We start from the raw sequence: 22,166 nt of genomic DNA on the forward strand, positions 1-22,166 counted from the left end.
GATGAACAGGCTCTTTTTTTATATTACCGCATGCCTATTGGCCGCATGCACCACAAACAAAGAAAACAAAATATTGGCCGATAAAATACTAAACGACAAAAGCCTCCAAGAGGTCAGGGCGAAAGCGATTGAAGTGGTGAAAACCGGTTTTAATGCAGGGGATGGTTATGGCGAGGTATGGATAAGGGACTACAATACCTTTATTGAGCTTTCGGCCCAAGTTTTTGACCCAAAAGAACTGGAGAAAAACCTCTTGGTCTTTTTTAAGCTGCAAGGGCAAGACGGAAATATCGTCGACGGATTTATTCCAAAAGAAAAAGCCGTTGCAACGGAAGGGGGCTACGAATATATCCATACCGATCTCGAGCCAAATTATGCAGGACATAAAAACACCGTTGAAACCGACCACGAAAGTTCATTGGTACAGGCCGTATACAAGTATGTAAAAAAAACAGGCAACAAAGATTTTTTAAACAAGGAAGTTGGCGGAAAAACCGTGGCCGAGCGTATGGAAATGGCCATGCAATTTCTTGTAGACCACAGGTGGGCGGAACAGTTCGGGTTGATTTACGGGGCAACGACCGCTGACTGGGGCGACGTTCAGCACGCCCACCCATGGGGCGTCTACATTACCGAAGACACCAAGTATTGTGTCGATATTTACGACAATGCCATGATGCTCATAGCCCTCGACAATATGATCGAACTTGTCCCCAAAACAAAATCAAAATGGCAGGAAATACGCGATACTATCGCCAAAAACACGATGGAAGTGTTGTGGGACGAAAAAAAGCAGAAATTCATTCCCCATGTTTATCTCGATGGTTCGCCCTACCCCGACGATTTTGACGAAAACAAAATCTACTACCACGGAGGCACGGCGGTCGCCATCGAGGCCGGGCTGCTGAACAAAGAACAGATCAAAACATCACTAAATAAAATGATAGACAACGTGGAAGCCTCGGGCGCCGGTTCGATCGGACTTACCTTATACCCTCCCTATCCGGAATGGGCCTTTGAAAACAAGGGGATGTACCCCTACGGATACCAAAACGGGGGCGACTGGACCTGGTTTGGAGGTCGAATGGTACAACAACTCATTCGATACGGCTTTGTTAAAGAAGCCTATGAACAACTGTTGCCCATGACCGACCGCGTTATTAAGAACAACGGCTTTTACGAATGGTATACGGTAGATAACAAACCTGAGGGATCGGGCACCTTCAGGGGTTCTGCCGGAGTATTGGACAAGGCTATTGAAATGTTGGAAATTTGGGCACATAAGCAATAAGCCCAAATTCTTTTGAAGATAGCAACACGACAAACTTGACACATAAATGGTATATTAGAATAATAATTCTTTGATGATTACCGAATATATTTGACCATGGATTTCAAGTTAGACCAAAACAGCCCCGTACCGTTACATGCCCAAATAGAAGAGTACCTCCGAAACTTGATCGTTAGCAAGGATTACAAAAACGGAGACAAGCTTTTGCCAAAGGAAGTAACCATGTCCAAGAAACTTGGGGTCTCAAGAAATACGATCAGGCAGGCCATTAACAAACTGGTTCATGAAGGCCTGATAGAACGAAAAAAAGGGGTCGGGACCAAAGTCGCCACCAAAAAAATATCGACTCGACTCGACAACTGGATCAGTTTCACCAAAGAGATGAGAAACCAAGGGATAGAAGTCGTGAATTACTTGGTCAATGTTGCCTTAGTGGACGCAGACGACGAAGTCTATAAAGCCCTGGGAGTCCCCGACACAAAAAAGATCTGGAAACTAGAAAAGATACGGGGCTCAAAAGAAGCAAAATACCTGTATTCCATTTCGTATTTTCATCCCAGGGTGGGCATAACCGGCAACGAAAACTTTATGACGCCCCTCTATGAGTTGTTGGAAGAAGAGCACGATACCATAGTCTCGACATCCAAGGAAAAATTAAGGGCCGTAATGCCCGATGAAAAAATTGCATCCATGCTGGATATCGAAAAAAACGTGGCACTATTAAAAAGGGAACGTTTGGTTACCGATATCGGCGACCGTCCCGTAGAGTACAACATCGTTTATTACCATACCGATTATTTCACCTACGACATCGACATCAAAAGGGAACTGTAGAAAACAGTGCAGCCCCATTAAAAACCCATAAAAGTTGAAAGAAAGTCAAATAGCCATAGGAATCGATATTGGCGGAAGCCATATAACCAGTGCCGCCGTAGCCCTAGATGGACCAAAAATTTTACCCCATACTACATTTTCGGCCAAAGTGGACAACAAAGCCCCCAAGGACCGGATACTTAAAAATTGGAGTTCGGCCATCAATAAGACCTTGGAGTGCGTATCCATGGCGGGGACGGTCAGGCTGGGTTTTGCCATGCCCGGGGCCTTCAATTACAGAACCGGACTGGCCAAGTTCGAGGGCAATGCCAAATACGAAAGCCTTTACAACGTATCGATACCGAATGAGCTGCCAAAGTTCATTGAGACCCACAAAGTGGATATGCGATTTTTAAACGACGCAACGGCCTTTGGTGTCGGGGTCTCCACCTTGGGCAAGGCCAAAAATTTCAGTCAGATCATATCGATTACCCTGGGCACGGGTTTTGGATCCGCCTTTATAAAAGACGGGGTACCGCAGGTGTCGTCGAAAGGGGTGCCGGCCGGAGGCTGTCTTTGGGACAAGCCCTATAAGGACGGAATGGCCGACGATTATTTTTCGACCCGCTGGTGCCTTGGGCGGTATTACGAACTTTCGGGCCAAAAAGTAGGGGGCGTCAAGGAAATTGCCCAATCCAACGACGGCCACAGCCAAACACTTTTTGAGGAGTTCGGAAGCCATATGGCCGAATTCATGATACCCTATTTAAGGCAATACTGTCCGGAACTAATCATCTTGGGGGGCAACGTCTCCAAGGCCAGTCCTTTGTTTCTTCCCGTTTTAAGGCGCAAGGTCAAAGCGGCGGGAATCCGTACCGATTTCGAGGTTTCCGACCTTATGGAAGACGCCGCCATCATGGGAAGCGCCAAACTCTTCGATTCCCATTTTTGGGAGCAGGTCAAGGATGACCTGCCCGAACTTTAAGATAGGCCGGTACCGGGACGATACCGACCTGCTTCCCGTTCACTTGTCTATTGATCCGATACGCCCCATGCCTTGTTCGGCTCAGGGCCCATTTCAAGAACCAGTTCCCCTCCCCCTACAACGGCATCGTGGTGTATATAACTTAGGTTATAGGGCTTGCCGTTAAAGGTGGCCGATTGGATGTAGGCATTTTCCTTGGAGTTGTTACGGGCGATGACCCTAAACACCTTTCCCTGGCCAACGTTCATTTTGACCTTGTCGAAAATAGGGCTGCAAAGTTGATAGACGGGGTCGCCCGGCAAGGCCGGATAAAATCCCATGGCCCCGAAAACGTACCAAGAGGACACTTGTCCGCAATCATCGTTGCCCGGCAATCCCCCGACATCGTTAAAAAAATACTTGGCCAACATATCGCGGACCACTTTTTGTGTTTTCCACGGAGCGCCCAGGCTATTGTAGATATAGGGGGCGTGCATTGAAAACTCGTCGCCCACATAGTACATATCGTTTTCAAAAAAATGGTCAAGATAGGCTATCAACCCATCCTTCCCTCCCATAAAGTCGGCCAAGCCGGGAATATCGTGGGGTACCAACAAGGTGTGGTTCCTGTAATACAACTCGGTATCATGTGCCGTTCCCTGGGCCCAGACACTGATGCTTTTATCGAAGGGGGGAAGCCATTCCCCATTGGCCTTTTTGCCCCGAACCAGGCCGGTTTCCTTATCCAACACATTGATATAGCGCTTTGAACGCTCCATGTAGGTAGCGTACACATCGTCCTTGCCCAAGGCCTTGGCCATTTGGGCTATGCAATAGTCGTCGTAGGAAAACTCCAAAGTTCTTGCCACGGGTTCACCGTAAAACCCGAAGACCTCGGCAGGCACGTAACCGATCTCATTGAAGTAGTCGATGCCCACGCGACCTGAAAAACCGCGATCCCCCTTTTGGTTCGCATTTTTAAGCATGGCCTCCATGGCCAGGTCGGCATCGAAGCCCCGTATTCCCTTTACATAGGCGTCGGCAATGACCGCATCGGCATGGGTGCCCATCATGATGCTTCGGTACCACGGATTCGGCCATTTGGGCAGCCACCCGCCTTGCTGGTAGGCATTCAGCATCCCGTTAATAACGTCTTTGCTCTCTTCCGGTTTGACCAAGACCCAAAGCGGGTGTAAAGACCTGAAGGTATCCCAAAGGGAAAGATCGGTATACATCTGGCCCTCGTGCACCTCAAAATCAAAGGGACTAAAATACCTTCCGTCTTCATTGAGGTTGCGGGGATTGACAAAGCACTTGGTCAAGGCGGTGTAAAAAATGGCCTTGTCGTCCTCCTTCCCTTCGACCTGGATCATATTTAACTCCTTTTCCCAGACCTCGGCACTTTTGGCCACCGCCTTGTCAAAATCGAAATCCGGGAATTCTTCCTCCATATTGGCCCGGGCCTGTGCCAGATCGATCAAGGAGGTAGCGACCTTCATCCTTACTTTTTCCTTGTCGGCAGTCGAAAAAGTCACATAAACCGCATGGGCATCCACTCCCTTAAGGGCCATTTTGGCGCCCAGTCCGGGATCCATTTCAACGGGCTCCGAACAACGGAACTGCATGGAGGTCGCCCCTGAACCGTCGTAATATTCGATTCGGATCTTATAGCTCCTTCCCTCGGTCAGGTCCATGGTATAAGTTTCGGTGCCCGCGGCCCGGTACTTCCACTGATCGATCACCAGTTTATCGTCGATATACATCCTGGTACCATCATCGGTGGTCAGGGTAAAGGTATGCTCCCCGCTGTGTTTCGCTATCAGGGTGCCCGTATACCTTGCGGAAAAGAAATCGTCCTTGACGCCTTCGACGGGCGCCTTCAACCATTCGTAATCCAGTTGTGAATAATGCTTCCTTACGGCGGGTTCGCCTTCCAACTTGTCGTTATTGAAATAAGTCGCCTCGAAGCCTTCGGGAACCAAACTGGCATCGACCACCTTTGGAAGCATATCGACATCGTAGCTTTCGAATTTTTTGTCGAACCGAGCCACAAAATAGTTCTTAAAATGACCGGCGATTACCGTATACCCCTCAATTTCATTTTTTTCGGGAATCACTTTATAATGCCCCGGAACGTATACCCCGTCGAAGATTACCGAGGAAGACCCGGATTCGGGATAGGTAAATTGAAAAAAGGCGGTCTTTGCCCCTGCCGTAAACTCGGCCTTGATATCGTAGTCATCCAATTGTACCGAGTAATAGTGCGGTTTGGCCACTTCAGAAGCGTGACTGAATTTCGAGGCGCGTTCCTCGGCATCGATCGCGACCTTTCCGGTCATGGGCATGAGCGACATGGCCCCCCAGTCACCGACAACCGCCCCATTGGGGTAGCGTGTACCCCGAAAACCTTGGATCTTTTCCTGGTCGTACCAATAAGGTACGGGTACCGTGATCACGCGCTCCGTCCACTTCGCGGTCTGGGGCGTCCAGTGGGTCAGGGCCGAGGGCTTGCCCACTATGGGCGAAACATAGCCCATGGGCTCTTCGACCTCGGTAACGGTAATATCGGCAATACTGGCCGCCGTACCCACCCGGGTATCCACATAGCCCAAATAGTCCTTTTGCGGCAGTGGGCCTTCATCCGTTGCCCCCTCTCCTTTGGGGGATGGATCTTGACAGCTAAAACATCCTAACGCCAAGGCGCCTAGGGTCAATCCCTTTTTAAAACAATAAGTCATTTACTTGATTTTTTCAATACTGATTACGTTTTCGGAAAGCAATTTGTCAATGGTTTCGGCATCATAGCCTATTTCCTCCAAAATCTCTGCCCCATGCTCCCCGATCATTGGGGACGGTCTTTTGATCTGGCCGGGGGTCTCGCTCATCTTAAAGGGGATGTTGGTCACTTTAACCTTGCCCGCCTTGGGATGCTCTATATCGACAAAGGTCTGGTTGTGCACGACCTGGGGATCCTTCTCCACATCCTTTTGATCGTTTACCTTGGCCACCCAAAGGTCGAGTCCCAACATAATTTCCAGCCACTCGTCGGTGGTTTTTGTCAAGGTAATCTTTTCTATGATCCCGTGTATTTTGTCCCTTTCATCAAAAAGTACCTGTAGATCGTTGTACCGCATGAGCGAAGGATCCCCCAAGGCCTCGACAAGGGTTGGCCAGGGACTCATGGCAATGGTCAAATAACCGTCTTTCGTTTGGTACGTTCCAAAGGGGGCGCCGTTACCGGGGTGGCCTATCTTTGATTCCGGACGTTCGAAGGTCCGTCCCAAATTCTGGATGGTAAAGTAATCCTGCATTTGAAAGGCAATGGCAGAGGACAGCAAATTCGTCTTTATCTCTTGCCCCTTACCCGTTTTTTCGCGGTAGTACAGGGCTGCCAAAATTGCGTACACCGAATTCAGGGCGTTGACCTGATCGCACAAGGCCGTGCCAATGGCAACGGGACCATCGGACTTTTTGCCACTGGTCATAAGGGCACCGCTTACGCTCTGCACCAATAAGTCCTGGCCCGGTCGGGTCAGGTAAGGCCCATCGTCACCCCAACCACTTGCGGAACAATAGATAATACCCGGGTTTATCTTTTTTAAGTCTTCATAGCCGTAGCCCAAGCGGGCCATGACCCCTGGGCGAAAATTTTCGACGACGACGTCGGCTTCCTCGACCAATTTGTAGATGATTTTTTTGCCTTCTTCCGATTTGATATTGATGGCCAGGGAGCGTTTGTTTCTGTTCCAGGCCATAAAGCAGGGCGATTCGTCCCCGGCTATCCATTGGTTGAAAAAGGTCATTTTTCTAAAAATATCGCCACTGCCGTTTCTTTCGACCTTGATTACGTCGGCTCCGAGGTCGCCCATCATTTGTGTGGCATACGGACCTTGTAACAATTGCGAGAAATCCAATACTCTTACACCTTCCAGCGCTTGTTTCATTTTCTTTGATTTATTTGTTTATATATATCTGGGCAGGCTTGTCAGCCCCCCGTCTATGACAATATCCTCCCCCGTAATGAATGTCGATTCGTCCGAGGCCAGAAAGACGGCCGTCATGGCCACTTCCTCGGATCGCCCCAAACGGAGCATGGCGGCCTGGTTCATACTGCTTTTTAGAAACTGTTCCCCTTCCGCGGCGACCCGTTGTTCGTTCATGGGGGTTAAAATGGCCCCGGGGGAAATGGTATTAAAACGCACGTTACGGTTTCCGAATTGGCCTGCCAATTGGTTGCTCATGGAAATAATGCCCCCTTTGGCCGTCGCATAGGCCGTCCAATCGTCCCAACTTCTATAGGCCTGGGTCGACGACAGGGTAATTACGCTGCCCGAGCGCTGCCTGACCATGTGGGGCAGGACCAATTTTATGCCCCGAAAGACTCCTTTGAGGTTAATGTTCATCAGGGCATCCCAATCGGCTTCCGGCATCTCCCTGATATCCCCCGAAATGGCCACTGCGGCATTGTTGACCAGCACATCGATCCTCCCAAACTCGGCCATGGTCCCCTCCACTACCTTGCGAAGGTCTTCGGTACTGCCGACATCACAGGGGTACCATCGGGCAATCCCTCCCTTTTCTATGATGTTTTCCGATTCGTCCCTACATTTTTTTCCATCGATGTCGCACATTACGACAGTGGCCCCTTGATTGGCAAAGGCCGTACTGATCGCCAGTCCGATACCGTTGGCAGCCCCCGTAATCACCGTTATCTTTCCCTTTAAACGTTCCATATTACCATTATTTCGTCAACCAATAATTTTCTATTTGCTCCAAGGTCTTTCCCTTGGTTTCGGGCAAGACTTTTACCACTAGGTAAAATGCCGGTACCATACAGGCGGCAAAAAGCCAAAAAGTACCATAGGGTTTTAGGTTCTCCAAAAACCAAGGGGTCATTTGCCCCACAAAGGTCGTCCCGACCCACACCGCCATGGTAGCCACCGACATGGCCGCCCCCCGCATCTTCAAAGGGTATATCTCGGCAAGCAATACCCACAGTACCGGTCCGAAAGAGAAGGCAAAGCAGGCGATGAAGGTGAGTACGAATATCATGAGCAGCAAAGCGTTGTCTACCTCAAAATAGAAGAGTCCCCCTATGGTTATCAAAGAGATCATGATACCGAGGACCCCATATACCAGCAAGGGTTTCCGTCCTAAATCGTCGATTTTCCACAGGGCGAGGAAGGTAAACAGTACGTTGACGACCCCAATGACGACCTGGCCCCCAAGGGCCTCCCCCAATTGGAGTCCCCCTTCTTCCAATATCCTTGGTCCGTAGTAGATGATGGCGTTGATACCGCTGACCTGGCTTAAGACCGCCAAGGAAACCCCTAGGAGCATGGCCAACTTGAAAGGCCCCGATAAGACGGTAGCGATACCGCCCGATTTTTTCCGGAGTACTTCTTGAACATTTCCAATTTCCCTATTGGCTTCCTCCCGGCCCATAAAGCGCAACAAAATACTCCTTGCCTCTTCGCTTTTCCCTTTCATGGTCAACCATTTCGGACTTTTCGGAATCAGCAGCAACAAGAAGAGAAACAGCAGGGCAGGTATGGTTTCGCTGCCCAGCATGGCCCGCCATACCTCGGTCACAACTATTTTATTGAGCACGGCCGACATGTCGGCTCCCTTGCCCGATACGGACAGGGACAACAAAAAGGAATTGGCGAAATAGGCCACCAAAATACCCAAGGTAATGGCCAATTGATAAAGGGCGACCAAGCGACCGCGGCTTTTGGCCGGGGCGATTTCGGAAATGTACAAGGGAGACAGCATCGACGCCACCCCCACGCCGATCCCGCCGATGAGCCTATAGGCCACCAGGGCCGTAAAGGATCCCGACAAGGCACAGCCTATGGCCGAAAGGGCGAAAAACAGGGCGGATACGATCAAGATATTCTTTCGGCCGTAGGCATCGCTCAATACGCCCGCAAACGACACCCCCAATATGGTGCCCACGAGGGCAGAGCTTACGTACCAGCCCTCCATTAGGGTACCCAAATCAAACTGTGTCTTTACAAAACCTATGGTACCCGAAATTATAGCGGTATCGTAACCGAACAAAAAACCTCCTAAAGCGGCTATCAGCGCCAAGAAAGTGACATTATTTTTCATTAATTTTTTTTAGTTTTTAATCTTCTTGCCCCAAAGTAGCCATTATTCCTTTGATATAGCCTATGGTGAAGGCCCTTCCCCGTTCTTCCCACGAGCCATCGCCGATGACCTTGGGTACGTGCCCGGGCATGATCATACCTTTATAGCCGACTTCCTTTAATTTTCGCAATACCTTGACGGGATCGTAATAGCCCGGCATGTCGACAAAAACCTCGTTGAACCTCGAACTGCCGTTGGACAAGGAATTCGAAACCGTTTGAAAATGGACATAAACCAACTTGTCCTGTTTTCCGAAATACTCGGTTACCTCATCGATATCGGCGCCCATTTCGGAAAAATTACCCAAACAGTACTGCAGGCCGTGATTTTCGCTTTTGACCATTTCCATGGCCTTTTTGTAGGCCTCAAAACTCCGGAACAATTGGGGGACCCCGGCCAGGCTCGGCACAGGGGGGTCGTTGGGATGCAGGGCAAGGGTTACCCCGGCCTCTTCGGCAACGGGCAAGACACCTTCCAAGAAGTATTGGTAGTAGTCCCACATTTCTTCTTCTGAATAAATGCGTCCGTGGGAAAGTGGGGCCGTCTTAAAATCGTCAAGGTCGACACTCATGGCCTGGGCACCGCCCCTGATCCTATAGGTTGTCGATGACCGCCATACGCCCGTGGGGGTCCATCCGTAGCCCAATACGGGAATTCCGGCCCTACCCATATTGGAAATGGTTTCCTGCACGTGTTTGAGTTGTTCTTCCCTGCCCGCTTGCCCCATCATTATCTTGTCATAGAACGAGAAGGGCATATTCTCCAAGGCGAGCAATCGAATACCCGCATTCTCTACGGTATTGCGTAACATCAATAGATCTTTATACTCCCATTGATGGTCGCCCGGCAGGGGCAAGGAATCGAAATTCGTGTCGATAAGGTTGTTCCTGTACATGTTCAGAATAATCTCATCAACCCCCAATTGCTTAATAAGTGTCAGTTTTTCTTCCGTTGGGTGCATAAATGAGCCAAACCCGGGGCGCATGGGCAAATCGGCCCATTTGCCCAATTTTAGTAGTCTTTGCATATTTCGTCGAAGTTTGTAAATCTTAGTTTTATTCTTTAAGGATCAATCAATTAAAACAGATTCTCCATAAAACTTGGTAGCGATCAATTTTTCACCTTCGTATACGGAGAAGGTCTTGCGGGTCAATTGTACACCGAACTTTCTGCCTTTCCATACGATGTCGGTCAAGGTGGCCTCTCCGATATCTTCGTGGTTAAAAGGTCTTATGGTCAGTGAGTCTTCCCCCATATCCACTCCAAAGGTGCCGAAGACAATGGCCTCCAAACCTGCTCCTGCCGCAATTTGAACGGGCATGGAAGAGCGGTCTTGCTCAGGAGTATCGATTCGTGGGTTTTGGGGCAGGTAGGGAAAATGGTCGATGTATCTCATATTGCGCTTCAAGACATCCCAGCCTTTCCCTGCAAATCCTTTTTGGTACAGGTTACGGGATATACGCCCTGGCATTCCCGCATATTGGCCTCCACCTCCCCAATCGGAGTCGATCAAATCCCAATGTACGGTATCCCTTCTAGCGATGGAATACACCCCGTATTTACCGAGGAACTCACCTTCCTGCAAATGGCTTACCAAACGGTAGGTTTGCTTATCGGACAGGTAATCGGCACCCAGTAGGTCGAACAAGTGGTAGGTCCATATCGTCCCTTTTGTGCCATCGGGGTAGCGGTTGTCGAACCATCCCAGTTCTTCGTTCCAAAGGTATTTATCGACCAGGCCCTTAAGTTTTTCGGCCTCCTTGAAATAGGTTTTCCCCAATTTCTGTTCGTTTCTCTTTTTAGCCCAATCGGCCATGGTGTACAAGAGATCGATGGTCAAGGTATTGGTGATCGGTACGGCATGGTTATAGCCATCGGTACGGATCTCTATAATCTTTTCGGTATTGTACCCGACATTGATCAAGCCCAGGTCATCGGTGTAATTGGTCTGTAGTTCGGTAACCCAACGCTGCATCCATTCCCATACGGTAGTCCCGGCCGCCTTTTCGTCAAAAATGGAATAGTCGCCCGTATGCCGAATGTAGGCCTCTATCATAAGCTGCAAGGCGAAAGGCTCTTGGATATAGAGGTTGTCCCAGTGGGCTCCGTTCCAGCCCACATAGGTCCTTTTCATCCTTACATTTTCAAAATCGGTCAATATGGCTCCTTTCAGGCTTTCGGGGTCGAGCATGGCGATCAGGTCGGATGCATAGGAATTGTCCCAACTAATGGTGAATTGCCAGGTGCCTACGGCCCAAAACACATCGGATATATAATTCGGGTTTTCGTAACGGCTCATGAGGACGGACAACAAACAGCGGTAGTAATAATCTTGGAGTTGTTGGTTGCTACTCGTGAATTTGGGAAGCTTGTTGTAGGCCCAGGCCAACATATCGCGGGTCTTTTGATCGGCCCGCTCCATGCGCTCCTTTATGTTCGATTGGGTAATTGCCGGAGGGGTGCTCCCCGCCTTATAGAACTTGACCGCAAAATAATAGGTTTCGGATTGGCCGGGTGCAATGCTTATCTCAAAACCCTTTTCGCTGGTTTCCCGAATGGATGAGGAAACCCGGGCATGGCCCACTTCGCTTCCTAAGGTAAAGGCATCGATTCCGTCCGCCTTCGTCGAGCCCTCCTTACCGTGTACGACGATATGGTCGGCCACCTGATTGGGCATTATCGTCATATTCAACTCTTTTGTATTGCGGTTGGTGAGGGTCAGCTTAATGAAGACCTCATCGTCTTCGAAGGAGACGTTCGTCCAACTCTTTGCGGAAAAGCTGACCCACTTATGATCGTATTCCTTATGGAAAGTGGCCGTTCTTTCATATTGGTTGGGTTGCCATTTTTCATCCTGGGTGACCATAATGGAGGGCGAATTGGGGCGGAAGTTGGAGCCCAAGGGGTCGTAACTCCCCCCGTCGTCGACCCACGACTTCCATTTCGTCGGCACGTCATCCTCGATCAAGCGGCCCGTAGCCTTATCGTAAAAATTCAGGTTGAATTCGTAACGTGATGCAGAAATGGGCATAAACGATACATTGGTGAATTGTGTTACACTATACTGGCGGGGGGATACAAACCCACGATAGTTCACAAGGAGTACCTGCTCATCGTCAAAGGTGATATCTTCCCGATCCATGGCATAATATTCGGGATCGGCCGGCCCGGGTGTTTTCTGAGCCTGCGTCACCGGGAAGAAGGAAAGAAAAAGGAGAAGGACAAACGTGTGTTTCATAAGATGGCATTTAAAAGGTTAAATTTGATTCGTGTGTTTTTATATTCTTTATGCTTCAGGCCGCAATAGCCTTATTCCAATCCTAAAGTCGGCGGCCGGGGACCGCTGCGACCTCGGTTTTTCATTCCATTGGAAAGGAAGGGGTTTACGGCCCATTATCATCAATTTCAATGTTTGGCCTGCCTAAGGGCGGCGGCCAGAAAATCGAGGCCCACCGATTGGCAAACCCCATTCTTGTTTTTCTCCTTCATGGTTGAGATATCCCATTTATGGACATCGTCGGCCAAGCCCCATAGGGCTTTGAACTGTTCCGCATACTGTTGATCGTTCCCCGCACTGGTAAATTCAGGTTGTACTTGGTTGGTGGCCCGATCACGGGTTTGCCAAATAGCCTGTACCGTCTTTTCAATATTTTCGGTCAGATCGACCCCCAATAGTTTTTTTTCTTCTTCATTTCCCAAATAGCGCATCATTATTCCACGACCGGCGAGATAGTCCCTACCGTGTTCCGGGCCAAAACTCGAAAGACAGGGGGCTTCGCGGATAATACCATCGACATCGGAGACCAATGCATTTTTTACCCCCAGACCAATTAGCTTGATCAAATGCCTCAATCGGGCCTCAAAGGCCATGCTATCAAAACTTACATCCCTTGAGCCAAGAAACTGTGCCAGTTCTTCCTTAAGGGCCAACATATCGGTCAAGGCGGCGACCAACATCCCTTGGTCCCCCGTCCAAACCCAACCTTCCGCCCATGGCGGGTGTATTTTATCCTGATAGGTCGATCCTTCAAAAAATGCCATGGGGCGCTCTTGCACCAGGGCACCCGAAGTTGATAATTCCTTTAGATATCGATATTCACCTAATTTGAACCACTCATCAAACCAAATCCATTGGCGGTAGGCCATATCGAGGTATTTTTCATTATCGGGCAGACCTTCCTCCAATGAAAGGCGGTAAATACGTGAGGAGAGCAAAAAGAGCAACACATTGGTCACTGTATTTTTGACACCCAGGTTCTCCCCATTGGCATCGCCATTTCTACACCCATGTAGTACAGGATTGGCCAAATCGGTATGGTCGTAGGCCGTTTTCTTTTTGTATTCCCAACAGAGGTCGGTCGAAAGTTTGAGGTACTTATCGGCAAGCTCCTTATTTCCCAATCGCAAAAGGTGCTTGCGCGCATTGAGGGCCATAAGTCCCCACCAACCAAAGTCATCGGCCCAAAGGCTACCCGGATCATAGCTGTTGAAGAAAACCAGGTTTTTCTTTAGCATCTTGCCTACTTTTTCCTGGATGGCGATTACCTGCTTATCGTCGGGCCAACGTTGATGCAAGGCGTCCGCAAAAACAAGACAGGCATCGAAGGTATTACCCCGTTTCCAGAAGTCCTGAAAATCCCAAACTTCCCCAAACCTTTCAAAAGTGAGGATGGCTTGTTCCTTTAAAACCTCATCTGTGGGGTTGGATTCACTACAGCCCCATGTTAATAAAGGTGATACTCCTGTAATGGCAATAGCTGAAACACTTGATACTGTTAGAAACTTTCTTCTTTTCATCTTACAATTCGTAATCTATTATTCGACTCTTATCGTTTCAATGGCGTGGTGGCCCAGCTCTAATATCACCTGTGATTCGCCCTTCTTCAGTTCCTCCAGAGGCTCTTCTATTAAACTAGCCCGTTCCGCCTTTTTGACGGAGGTAAACATGTTGATGGCCGCCGTTACATCTTGGCCATTGGTCTCGTAAGCCCTGATAACCGTAGCCTGCCCATCTTCAGCCTTCTTTACGGTGGAAATGACAACGTTTTCTTTATCGGTATTAAAAAAGCTGAGCTGTTCAGGCAACATGGTGTCTTTATAAGTGTCGGGGTCTACCACTACATCGGGCTTTTCGTTGGCCTGTTTACCGAACCGTTGTCCATTTTCCCAACCTTTGGCATGTGAGGTTATACTAAAAGTGAAATGATGATCCCCAGTCTGGTGGTAGGTGTTTCCTTCCCAATGGCAACTTTTACGTGAGGCCAAAAGAATGGGCTGTAAAATGGTCTGTTGACTCAGAGAATCAATAGGGTTGGTCCAGTCGGCGGTAACCACACTCGAACTTAAGGTTACCCCAAACGCCGCATTACTTGCGGATATCCAATTTTCTATCGCCCTCGGATGAATATCACGTACCGGGGTGTTATAGAATTCACCTCCCGAGCCCCTTAATTCATCCTTACCAACAGTAACTGTTCCAAACGGAACTTCATAGGTTACCTCTCCATTGTCCATATTCAAAGGCATGGCCATTCTAAACTCCCTGTATACAACACCATCCCAGTTTAACAAGTCAATATCAAAATCTATTTTCTTGATTGAATTATGGAACGTAATTCTCATTTCAACAACGGCTTCCTTCATATTCTGGCGCATCTTATAGGTAGTATACAATGGTCCACTCTCTTCGATCTGCCATTTGGTTTGGCCCGTAGCCAGCCGGTCAAAAAAGCGCGTGTCCGGTTGCTGTACCTCGGCAAATTCCCCAGCCCCATTACCTTCAGAATGCATTGCGAAGATCTCACCTGCCATGAAGCTTTTGGTATCGACGAGTTCTTTTTTCAGCACCTTATCATAAATGCCCTCTAAGCCTCCATTACCGAACTTTACTTTGTAATAAGCGTTTTCAAAGGTGTCGGTAGTATTTGTAACCGTATTTTGTTGAAACGCCGCAGGTTTCAAATAGAACGTTCTGTAGCCAATGGGCGGAAGTCTTTCCGCCACAAAATGCACTTCTGCAGATTGTATAAATCCGTTGGGATAATATTTCAATTCCGATAATTGTATAGGTACATTTTCGCCCTTATCTGTATCCAGTTGCAGGTATCGGGCTTCATTTGGCTGTAAATTGATTGTGAAATTTACCGGATCTGTACGCTCCCAACTTAAACTGTTAAAAACAGCTATTGGGGTCCCATTTTCTTTTTTGAACGAAATCTTGCCCGCAATGGCTTTTAAGGATGCCTCCAATATCTTTTCAGCCTCCGTTTTGGCGAAAAGGAATTTTTGTAGAAACAGGTTGTCGGTAACATCGCCTCCCTTACCTCCCCAGCCATGGTCTGGATAAATCTTGGACTCCCAGGCATCGTAAAGTTCCCGTTCCGGATATTTCTTGAATGAACCATCAATAAGTGCATTGGCCGTCGCAAATTTTTCTGCCTTGGTCATTAGAATATCGCCTTCCCGACTTGCCTTCAACGCCTTATGATGACCTGCCCCATGAATATAGACCCAAGTGTTGGGGCGTTCTCCCTTTATCGTCTTTTCAACGGTTGTGGTTTTCATGGCCTCTTCAAAGAATTCTTCCGCGGTCGCATAGTGAAAATTCGGTAAATTCACCTTGATCCGTTTTTTGCCATCAGCTTCGATATGGGTTATTGCATTCCATTTGTTCGTAAAAGGAACCTGATTCAACACAGGTTTTTGGTCCCAGATAAATTCATAGTTCAGCATGGCGGGCATCACTCCATTTTTTGGGGATTTGTTGTTGTATATGGTATACCAATCCACCGCATCCTTCGCCATGGTCTTTACTGCGGCAGAATCAGTTTGCCCCAATAGATTGTAGAACTCCATATAATGGTTGCCGGGACTATAACACAGTACCCTGGAACCGTCCGGCGATTCCCAATGGAACAATCCTTTGATGTGTCGGGCAAAAACAAAATTGTTGACCCCGGCCTTGCGAGCCAGTTGTGGCATTTGCATTGTACGCGCAGGCACATCGTTATTAAAGTATACATTGGACTCATACCCCCCTAAATGGTCCTTCATCCATTTTTTGCCGAAATAGAACTGACGGGCCAAAGATTCCCCAGAGTACATCCCTTCATAGGTCTGGACATAGGTTCCCCCAATAGAGATCCTGCCCGCTTTCAAAAAAGTAATGAAGTTTTCCTTTTCTTCAGGATGCCTATGTAAATACTCCATGACGATGGATGACTGTTCAATATCCATTTTAAAATCAGGTTCTGCCTTCAGCCGATCCATATAGGGTGTCAACCACAATTTATCGCGATCAATTTTACATATTTCCGGCTCGTTCAACCAGGCAATATCCTCGTGGGTAGTAGTGAACAAAAGTACCTTACCATCCGCTAATGTTGATTTTGATAGGTCTTTTAATAGTTCGTAAGTTTCCGTATCGCCCTCAAAGGTTTCTTGGGCTGTCACAAACCAGACCCCTAGCATAAGAACATATGCTAGCGATACCGCGTTTTTTATTTTCAACAGTATTCTCATTTTCAAGTTATTGGTAATAGTTTATTTTTATAGACGGAGTAAACCCATTCGATTTTCAAGAGTCATGGCGAATTACCAAACCACATATAGCGTTACAAAATCCATGGCCGGTATCATAAGGGAATCATCAATCTTATCCTTAATCGTGTTATCATTTATATCGTAGATACTTACAGATGATGGTTTATTTTCGTGCCAATTTAATTTTACCAATTCATCCTTTTTGGAAATCGATCTAATTCTTAAGAGCGCTGATTTTCCATCTGAACTTGGTTTTAAAACACTAGCCGTAACAGCGGTATTTCCCTCAATGCTCAATATTTGTTGGGGACGGAAATCATCCTTGAGGGAAGAAACCACCAAGGGTCTAAATTGTTCCAGTCCGAATCGATTGCTTGAGGCCAAATCTCCCATGGTATTGTATGGAAGGATAGCATATCTAAACACAATAGAGCCCTCTTGGCTTAATGGGAAATTAGTAAACCAATGGTTGTTCAAGGCCCAAGAATATATTGTTCCGTTAGGTTCCAAGCTTGATATCCATTGGTTAGAACCACTGGCCGACCCAAGAATATTCGCAGTAATATCATTTACCTCAAAAAGCGGTGCATCCAATGATGTCCACGCAACACCGGATTTATCATTGGAAATATCCACCCAACGTTGTGTCGTTATCCAATTTTTATTGGCCCCTGGAATTTGATCTTTCTCGATCTCCATGGTACCCCAAGGAATATCCGATACCATCTTTGGATTTTCAATATCAAAAGCAAACCCAAAGTGAACACCTTCTTTATCGGTAATGGCTATTTTATCGACAGTATTTTTAATTTCAATATGAGCCTGATCTTTGTACAATGTTATTTCACGCAATAAACTATTGCAGCCTTCGGCTTCCGAGTCAACAGCTATTTTTGCCATAAGGGGTCCATTTTCCAAAATGTGGTACTTAACACTTGTTGTACTCGTTGCTTTATCTGGACTATCATCACCATGAAGATATTTGTAAGTATTTACTTTACTATTTCCATGTAGCTTAACAAATTCCTTTCCACCGCGAATTATACTGCCTATATCGCCCGTAATTGTATCGATACTCACCCGCACTAGCCCATTATCCAAAACATTTTCTTTGGCAATTTTTAGCTTGACCCTATTCTTTTTGTGGCTCAATTTGTACTTTTTTGATCCAAATGCCGGAACGTCATTAGCCAGAAAAATTAATTCTCCATTCGATAGTTTTTGTGAACTTATACTATTTCCATCCTCATCCAATACGCTATTGAAACCCTTGGCTTGTTCTTTAGGAATCTTGACTATACCTGAACGATTCCAAGATAGCGTATTAAAAACCCCAAAGTTGGAACTTTGCGCTTTCCCTACTGTTGCCAAAGCTTTATTTAATAAATCATGACTAAGTTTTTCCGCAGATGTGAAATAATCCAGCTTAACTTTCAATATTTCATCGGACAACGGTTGTTCGTTAGGTGCCATATAGGCCCATGTATGCTCTGTTCCTAAAATCACATTCCTCCATGCTTCATTAAAAATACTGCTTGGCGCCGGTTTTCCCGGTTGTAGCATAGACCATAGCGTTTCTGCTTGTACCAATCTTTCTTTTGTGGTTCTGTTCATTGCAGTATATTTGGCGGCTGTTCCCAATCCATCCGTCCAGTATTCCGTAAAATCACCCTTCACAATCGGAATTTCATTACCATATTTATCATCAAACGCCTTCATAAAATCTGTTGCACCAGCAATAATCAGATGTGGATAAGCATATTCCGAATTCCAACTTTTTACCGCTTCTGGGAGATCGGCATCAATAGGCGTGTTATCTGCCATAGCCCATGACATTGCAAAAATATCAAATGGATAATCAGTAGAATCCTCTAATTCTGGCAGTATTTTGTTGATATAACCGTCGATAAAATTTTCCCTGGGGTTTTCGGTCTTCACAATATCAAGAAGTTTTGAAGGGTCTGTTTGACCAGCCATAGCAGGCCAAAACTGATGCCCTTTAATCAATGCCCCTGGATTATAGCTGCCCGCCTGATAAAAAAGTACTTTATTCTTTCCGCTTTCGTCGGCCCACCAAAAAGGCTTAAAGCTTTGTTTTATGGATTGACCTACTCTACCTGTGCCATTGTTGAATGAAAATATATATTTAATCCCTTTTTTAACAGCTACAGGAATAATTCCCCATGACATCCCAGGAACATCCACTTGTACTAGGGTTTCAATCGGTTTATCCGTAAGTTTCTCGTAATGGGTCTTGAACCGAAAAAACTCTATTAGTTCCTCATCACTTGCGGCACTTGTCATAATATTGGCATATCCTGCGTCCAATCGAATATATCCTTTCCTTACACCATCTATTATCTCCCTTTTTTCCTCCGGGGTCGCATTGCCCAGATACCTTTCAATAGGCCAAAGCACTTCAGGATTCCATAAATAACCTGCACCTTCGGGATAGTTGGCAGTTTCTTCGGCCAATTCTATACCATTGACAAGATTACGTGAATGAATTATTTCTGCATTTTTCTGGGTATTTGTATACCCGATATCAACATGCGAATGAGGATACAAATAAATAGTCCATTGTCGTTTTTTGGGAATTGTAATGGTTTTGGAAACATTCAAGCCTGATCCTGAAATTGTTACATCAACTTTGTCATCTGTTGTCACCCCAATTCCAGCCGGCAGTAAAAATTTATATTCGGTAATATCCTCGCTTAAATTGAATGTAAAACTCTCCTTTTGACCTAAGGCTTCCAACTCAATCTTAACTTTACCTGATTTCCCCTTCTCGTTAAGCACCAGGTTTATCTCCCTGCCTGGATCGCCATTTTTCAAATACCCATAATAGGGTTGTACAATTAACCTCAACGCGGCGCTTAACTCAATATCAATCCTACTCTTATCTTGCATTGCCGCAAAATCAGTGTATACCTTTCCCGTAAGATTATTTTCTACCTTGGTTACATCGACCTGGGATTGTATTGAGTTAGTTGACACCAGTAATATTAGAGCAACTTTTAACCTGAGAATACTTTTCATGTTTTTTATAGAAACCATATTATTTGTTTTTATTTTTTTGCCTATGCCAAGGGTTACTAATATTGGCTGTATCCTTATACAACATGATGATGGTATATTCTCCCGAGGCAATCTCAATTTCTTCCTTATTACTCGTCATTAGGAAAACAAGTCAAACTTGTTTGATAGAACTATGGTTATAACTAGACCAATCTTATAAATTTCATTTCTCATTTTGTTTGTTTTAATTATATATATGCTCAAATCCCATGTTGAAAAATCATTTTTTTGAAGAGAGTAGTAGTGAACAATAAAATGCCTCCATCTGCTAACTTAGAGGTTGACAAACTCAAAGGAAGCTCAAACGTTTCAGGTGTAGTATCAAAAATTTCTTGTCCTTTTAATTGGTTCATTGAAAGAAAACAGACTACAATTGAAAGCCTATTTAAATGTTTGTTCATGATATCTCGTTCAATTATTGATTCTTATTTAATTTATTCCATACACTGTTCTATCCAATCAGTTGAAAATGCCATAGAAAGATCATTTCTATTTTTTTGTACATCCTTATTCTCAAACCTTGATCTTCTTCTGGTGCTTTACATTTGAAATGAACACATTATTGTTGGCAATGATTTATCAATTTGCCTCAAATACTTGAATTTCCGATACACCCAATCTCATTCCAGGAAGCCACCCAGTAGACGTTTCTGCAATTCCATCTGTGATGGTGAACTTTACCCACTTCACCTTTTTTGGCGTGAACTTAATCTCTGTTGGGGTTTTAGCACTGTTTGAAGGGGCTGCGTACATCCATTCCATAGAACCATCACTGAATACAAAATATCCTTCTTTGGTCCACCGGTCTCCAGCCGGACTATCATATACCCGTATCCAGTCGATTATTTTTTCCTCATCCCACTCTAATTTGATCATGGCTCCTTTTCCTTCATTGGAAATCCACTCTTTTGTTTTGTCTTTGTCCCCTATATCAATAATGCCATCGATAACGGCCTCGGGCTTGCTATCCTCTTCAGATGAAGTTGCCCACACTTTTGCTAGCGGTGCTATGTTTTTTAATTCAAGCTTTATTTCTTGAAATGGTTCATCCTTTAAAACAAAAGCAAGCTCATGCATCGATGCCGCATAGCGATTTTGATGGGGATTGATGTTCTGAACGCTGTAATTACTTGCAACGGTCATCCATGCACTGGTTCCATCATCATTGATGAACTGGGGTGTTATGTTTGGAAAGTAAGTTTGAGCCCCCCAATCTTTCATATAATGTATTATTTTATAAGGACCCGTTATCTCATCTGCCTCCCAAAAAATAGTAACATTATAAGGTAGGTTTTCTTCCGACTCCTTTAATCTACAAGTCATTAGGATATACTTATCCATCTTCGGGAAGTACGTAATACTTTCACTGCCCAGGTGATTGGGCCAATCTACAATCGGTTTGGCGTTGGCTACCCCCTTCGCCCAGATTGGTTTGCCATTCTTAGTATGCCCTGCAAAAAATTCATAGCTTTCCGCTGTTGTGATACTCTCGGGATTTGCATCGGTTCTACATAAATAGATGGCATCTCCTTTATCCCAGTTGTTTTGACCCTTTCCCGAACTATATCCATGTGCGCTCAAATAAATGCGTCCATCTTCAGCCTTGTTATTCTTTGCAAAATTTACCGCATGGACGGTACGAAATTTGGCCTTCCCCTTTTCATTGAAGAAGTTACCATCGGGATCAATAGCATTAATCCAATATTGATTTCTCCAATTGGGCTCTGTATTGGCGGTAAAATGGTTCCAGTTTTTCGAATATCTAAACCCATTGAAGTAACCTTCATGATTAAAGGCATTATAGGTGCCTATATAGAACACATCATCGACAATAAGACTTACACAAGGGTAATAATTGGCACCACCTGCCCACATCCTTCCCAGATTTTCAAATTTAAGATTAACGGGATCCTTACCAATCACTTTTGCCTGCCCGACTGCATTAGAACGGATATTTGAATTGGTTGAAAAGCCTTCTATCTGTCCATCCGTCCAAGTGGAATACAAGTTTCCGTCAGTTGAAGATTGTAGATACCATGTATCAGCAGCGGTATAATTAGCATATCGGCCTGTGAACATGACTTTGGTGATATCCTTAGACCGTTCGAAGGGACAATCATCCGGAATTTCGTTTTCCCATTCATAATACGCATAGATTGGACTAATTGCGGGATCCGCTTTATCCCCTTCACGTTTCGTGTTATCTGTTAATTGGGCAAATGATGCACCTTGAAACACTAAAACAAAAAAGAGTGAGAATAACGAGGTCTTCATATTTTTGATTATAAGCTATTAGTTCAAATGATATTATGTTTATTATGTTCC

The 22,166-nt window shown here is 45.9% G+C and carries 14 protein-coding genes; 3 read left to right on the forward strand and 11 right to left on the reverse strand.

Annotation, left to right across the window (positions count from 1 at the left end; all coding sequences use genetic code 11):
* Position 1 precedes the first annotated feature (1 nt).
* The 3 genes from BUB37_RS09095 (at position 2) to BUB37_RS09105 (ending at position 3,089) form a co-directional block, all read left to right on the forward strand.
* Positions 2-1,291: a glucosidase family protein gene (locus BUB37_RS09095; RefSeq protein ID WP_072992076.1), complete on the forward strand. Its 1,290-nt coding sequence runs from the start codon at positions 2-4 to the stop codon at positions 1,289-1,291.
* 96 nt (positions 1,292-1,387) lie between these two features.
* On the forward strand, positions 1,388-2,125 hold the full coding sequence (locus tag BUB37_RS09100; RefSeq protein WP_072992079.1) for a GntR family transcriptional regulator: 738 nt from the start codon (positions 1,388-1,390) through the stop codon (positions 2,123-2,125).
* A gap of 34 nt (positions 2,126-2,159) precedes the next feature.
* Entirely contained in the window at positions 2,160-3,089 is a 930-nt protein-coding gene (locus tag BUB37_RS09105) for an ROK family protein (RefSeq protein WP_094766626.1), read from the forward strand.
* A gap of 47 nt (positions 3,090-3,136) precedes the next feature.
* On the opposite strand, the gene BUB37_RS09110 is transcribed toward BUB37_RS09105, so the two are convergent.
* From BUB37_RS09110 to BUB37_RS09155, 11 genes are all read right to left on the reverse strand, one after another.
* Positions 3,137-5,806 carry a GH92 family glycosyl hydrolase gene (locus BUB37_RS09110; protein WP_072992082.1) on the reverse strand — a complete coding sequence of 890 codons (2,670 nt, stop codon included), beginning with the start codon at positions 5,804-5,806 and terminating at the stop codon, positions 3,137-3,139.
* A complete protein-coding gene (locus BUB37_RS09115; protein WP_072992084.1) occupies positions 5,807-7,012 on the reverse strand; it encodes a CaiB/BaiF CoA transferase family protein in 1,206 nt (401 codons plus the stop codon).
* Between the two features lie 18 nt (positions 7,013-7,030).
* Positions 7,031-7,801, reverse strand: a complete 771-nt coding sequence (locus BUB37_RS09120; RefSeq protein WP_072992087.1) for an SDR family NAD(P)-dependent oxidoreductase — start codon at positions 7,799-7,801, stop codon at positions 7,031-7,033.
* 7 nt (positions 7,802-7,808) lie between these two features.
* Positions 7,809-9,182, reverse strand: a complete 1,374-nt coding sequence (locus BUB37_RS09125) for a sugar porter family MFS transporter (protein WP_072992090.1) — start codon at positions 9,180-9,182, stop codon at positions 7,809-7,811.
* Positions 9,183-9,198: 16 nt separating this feature from the next.
* Entirely contained in the window at positions 9,199-10,248 is a 1,050-nt protein-coding gene (locus BUB37_RS09130; protein ID WP_072992093.1) for a mannonate dehydratase, read from the reverse strand.
* A gap of 42 nt (positions 10,249-10,290) precedes the next feature.
* A complete protein-coding gene (locus tag BUB37_RS09135) occupies positions 10,291-12,459 on the reverse strand; it encodes a glucosidase family protein (RefSeq protein WP_072992095.1) in 2,169 nt (722 codons plus the stop codon).
* Between the two features lie 167 nt (positions 12,460-12,626).
* Positions 12,627-14,018 (reverse strand): glycoside hydrolase family 76 protein, encoded by a 1,392-nt coding sequence (locus tag BUB37_RS09140; RefSeq protein WP_072992098.1) that lies wholly within the window; start codon positions 14,016-14,018, stop codon positions 12,627-12,629.
* A gap of 18 nt (positions 14,019-14,036) precedes the next feature.
* Positions 14,037-16,742, reverse strand: a complete 2,706-nt coding sequence (locus BUB37_RS09145; protein ID WP_094766627.1) for a glycoside hydrolase family 38 N-terminal domain-containing protein — start codon at positions 16,740-16,742, stop codon at positions 14,037-14,039.
* Between the two features lie 72 nt (positions 16,743-16,814).
* Positions 16,815-19,802 (reverse strand): glycoside hydrolase family 38 C-terminal domain-containing protein, encoded by a 2,988-nt coding sequence (locus BUB37_RS09150; protein WP_170863138.1) that lies wholly within the window; start codon positions 19,800-19,802, stop codon positions 16,815-16,817.
* Between the two features lie 239 nt (positions 19,803-20,041).
* Positions 20,042-20,242: a hypothetical protein gene (locus BUB37_RS21445; protein WP_139278094.1), complete on the reverse strand. Its 201-nt coding sequence runs from the start codon at positions 20,240-20,242 to the stop codon at positions 20,042-20,044.
* Positions 20,243-20,420: 178 nt separating this feature from the next.
* On the reverse strand, positions 20,421-22,115 hold the full coding sequence (locus tag BUB37_RS09155; RefSeq protein WP_072992104.1) for a DUF7402 domain-containing protein: 1,695 nt from the start codon (positions 22,113-22,115) through the stop codon (positions 20,421-20,423).
* Positions 22,116-22,166: the final 51 nt, after the last annotated feature.

It is taken from the genome of Pseudozobellia thermophila, from assembly GCF_900141855.1.
Classification (GTDB): domain Bacteria; phylum Bacteroidota; class Bacteroidia; order Flavobacteriales; family Flavobacteriaceae; genus Pseudozobellia; species Pseudozobellia thermophila.

What these genes read in the sequence shown, in the direction of transcription:
- BUB37_RS09140 (WP_072992098.1), bottom strand. Translation starts at nt 14,018, where the DNA reads ATGAAAAGAAGAAAGTTTCTAACAGTATCAAGTGTTTCAGCTATTGCC.
- BUB37_RS09110 (WP_072992082.1), bottom strand. Translation starts at nt 5,806, where the DNA reads ATGACTTATTGTTTTAAAAAGGGATTGACCCTAGGCGCCTTGGCGTTA.
- BUB37_RS09125 (WP_072992090.1), bottom strand. Translation starts at nt 9,182, where the DNA reads ATGAAAAATAATGTCACTTTCTTGGCGCTGATAGCCGCTTTAGGAGGT.
- BUB37_RS09100 (WP_072992079.1), top strand. Translation starts at nt 1,388, where the DNA reads ATGGATTTCAAGTTAGACCAAAACAGCCCCGTACCGTTACATGCCCAA.
- BUB37_RS09115 (WP_072992084.1), bottom strand. Translation starts at nt 7,012, where the DNA reads ATGAAACAAGCGCTGGAAGGTGTAAGAGTATTGGATTTCTCGCAATTG.
- BUB37_RS09095 (WP_072992076.1), top strand. Translation starts at nt 2, where the DNA reads ATGAACAGGCTCTTTTTTTATATTACCGCATGCCTATTGGCCGCATGC.
- BUB37_RS09145 (WP_094766627.1), bottom strand. Translation starts at nt 16,742, where the DNA reads ATGAGAATACTGTTGAAAATAAAAAACGCGGTATCGCTAGCATATGTT.
- BUB37_RS09130 (WP_072992093.1), bottom strand. Translation starts at nt 10,248, where the DNA reads ATGCAAAGACTACTAAAATTGGGCAAATGGGCCGATTTGCCCATGCGC.
- BUB37_RS09150 (WP_170863138.1), bottom strand. Translation starts at nt 19,802, where the DNA reads ATGAAAAGTATTCTCAGGTTAAAAGTTGCTCTAATATTACTGGTGTCA.
- BUB37_RS09135 (WP_072992095.1), bottom strand. Translation starts at nt 12,459, where the DNA reads ATGAAACACACGTTTGTCCTTCTCCTTTTTCTTTCCTTCTTCCCGGTG.
- BUB37_RS21445 (WP_139278094.1), bottom strand. Translation starts at nt 20,242, where the DNA reads ATGAACAAACATTTAAATAGGCTTTCAATTGTAGTCTGTTTTCTTTCA.
- BUB37_RS09120 (WP_072992087.1), bottom strand. Translation starts at nt 7,801, where the DNA reads ATGGAACGTTTAAAGGGAAAGATAACGGTGATTACGGGGGCTGCCAAC.
- BUB37_RS09155 (WP_072992104.1), bottom strand. Translation starts at nt 22,115, where the DNA reads ATGAAGACCTCGTTATTCTCACTCTTTTTTGTTTTAGTGTTTCAAGGT.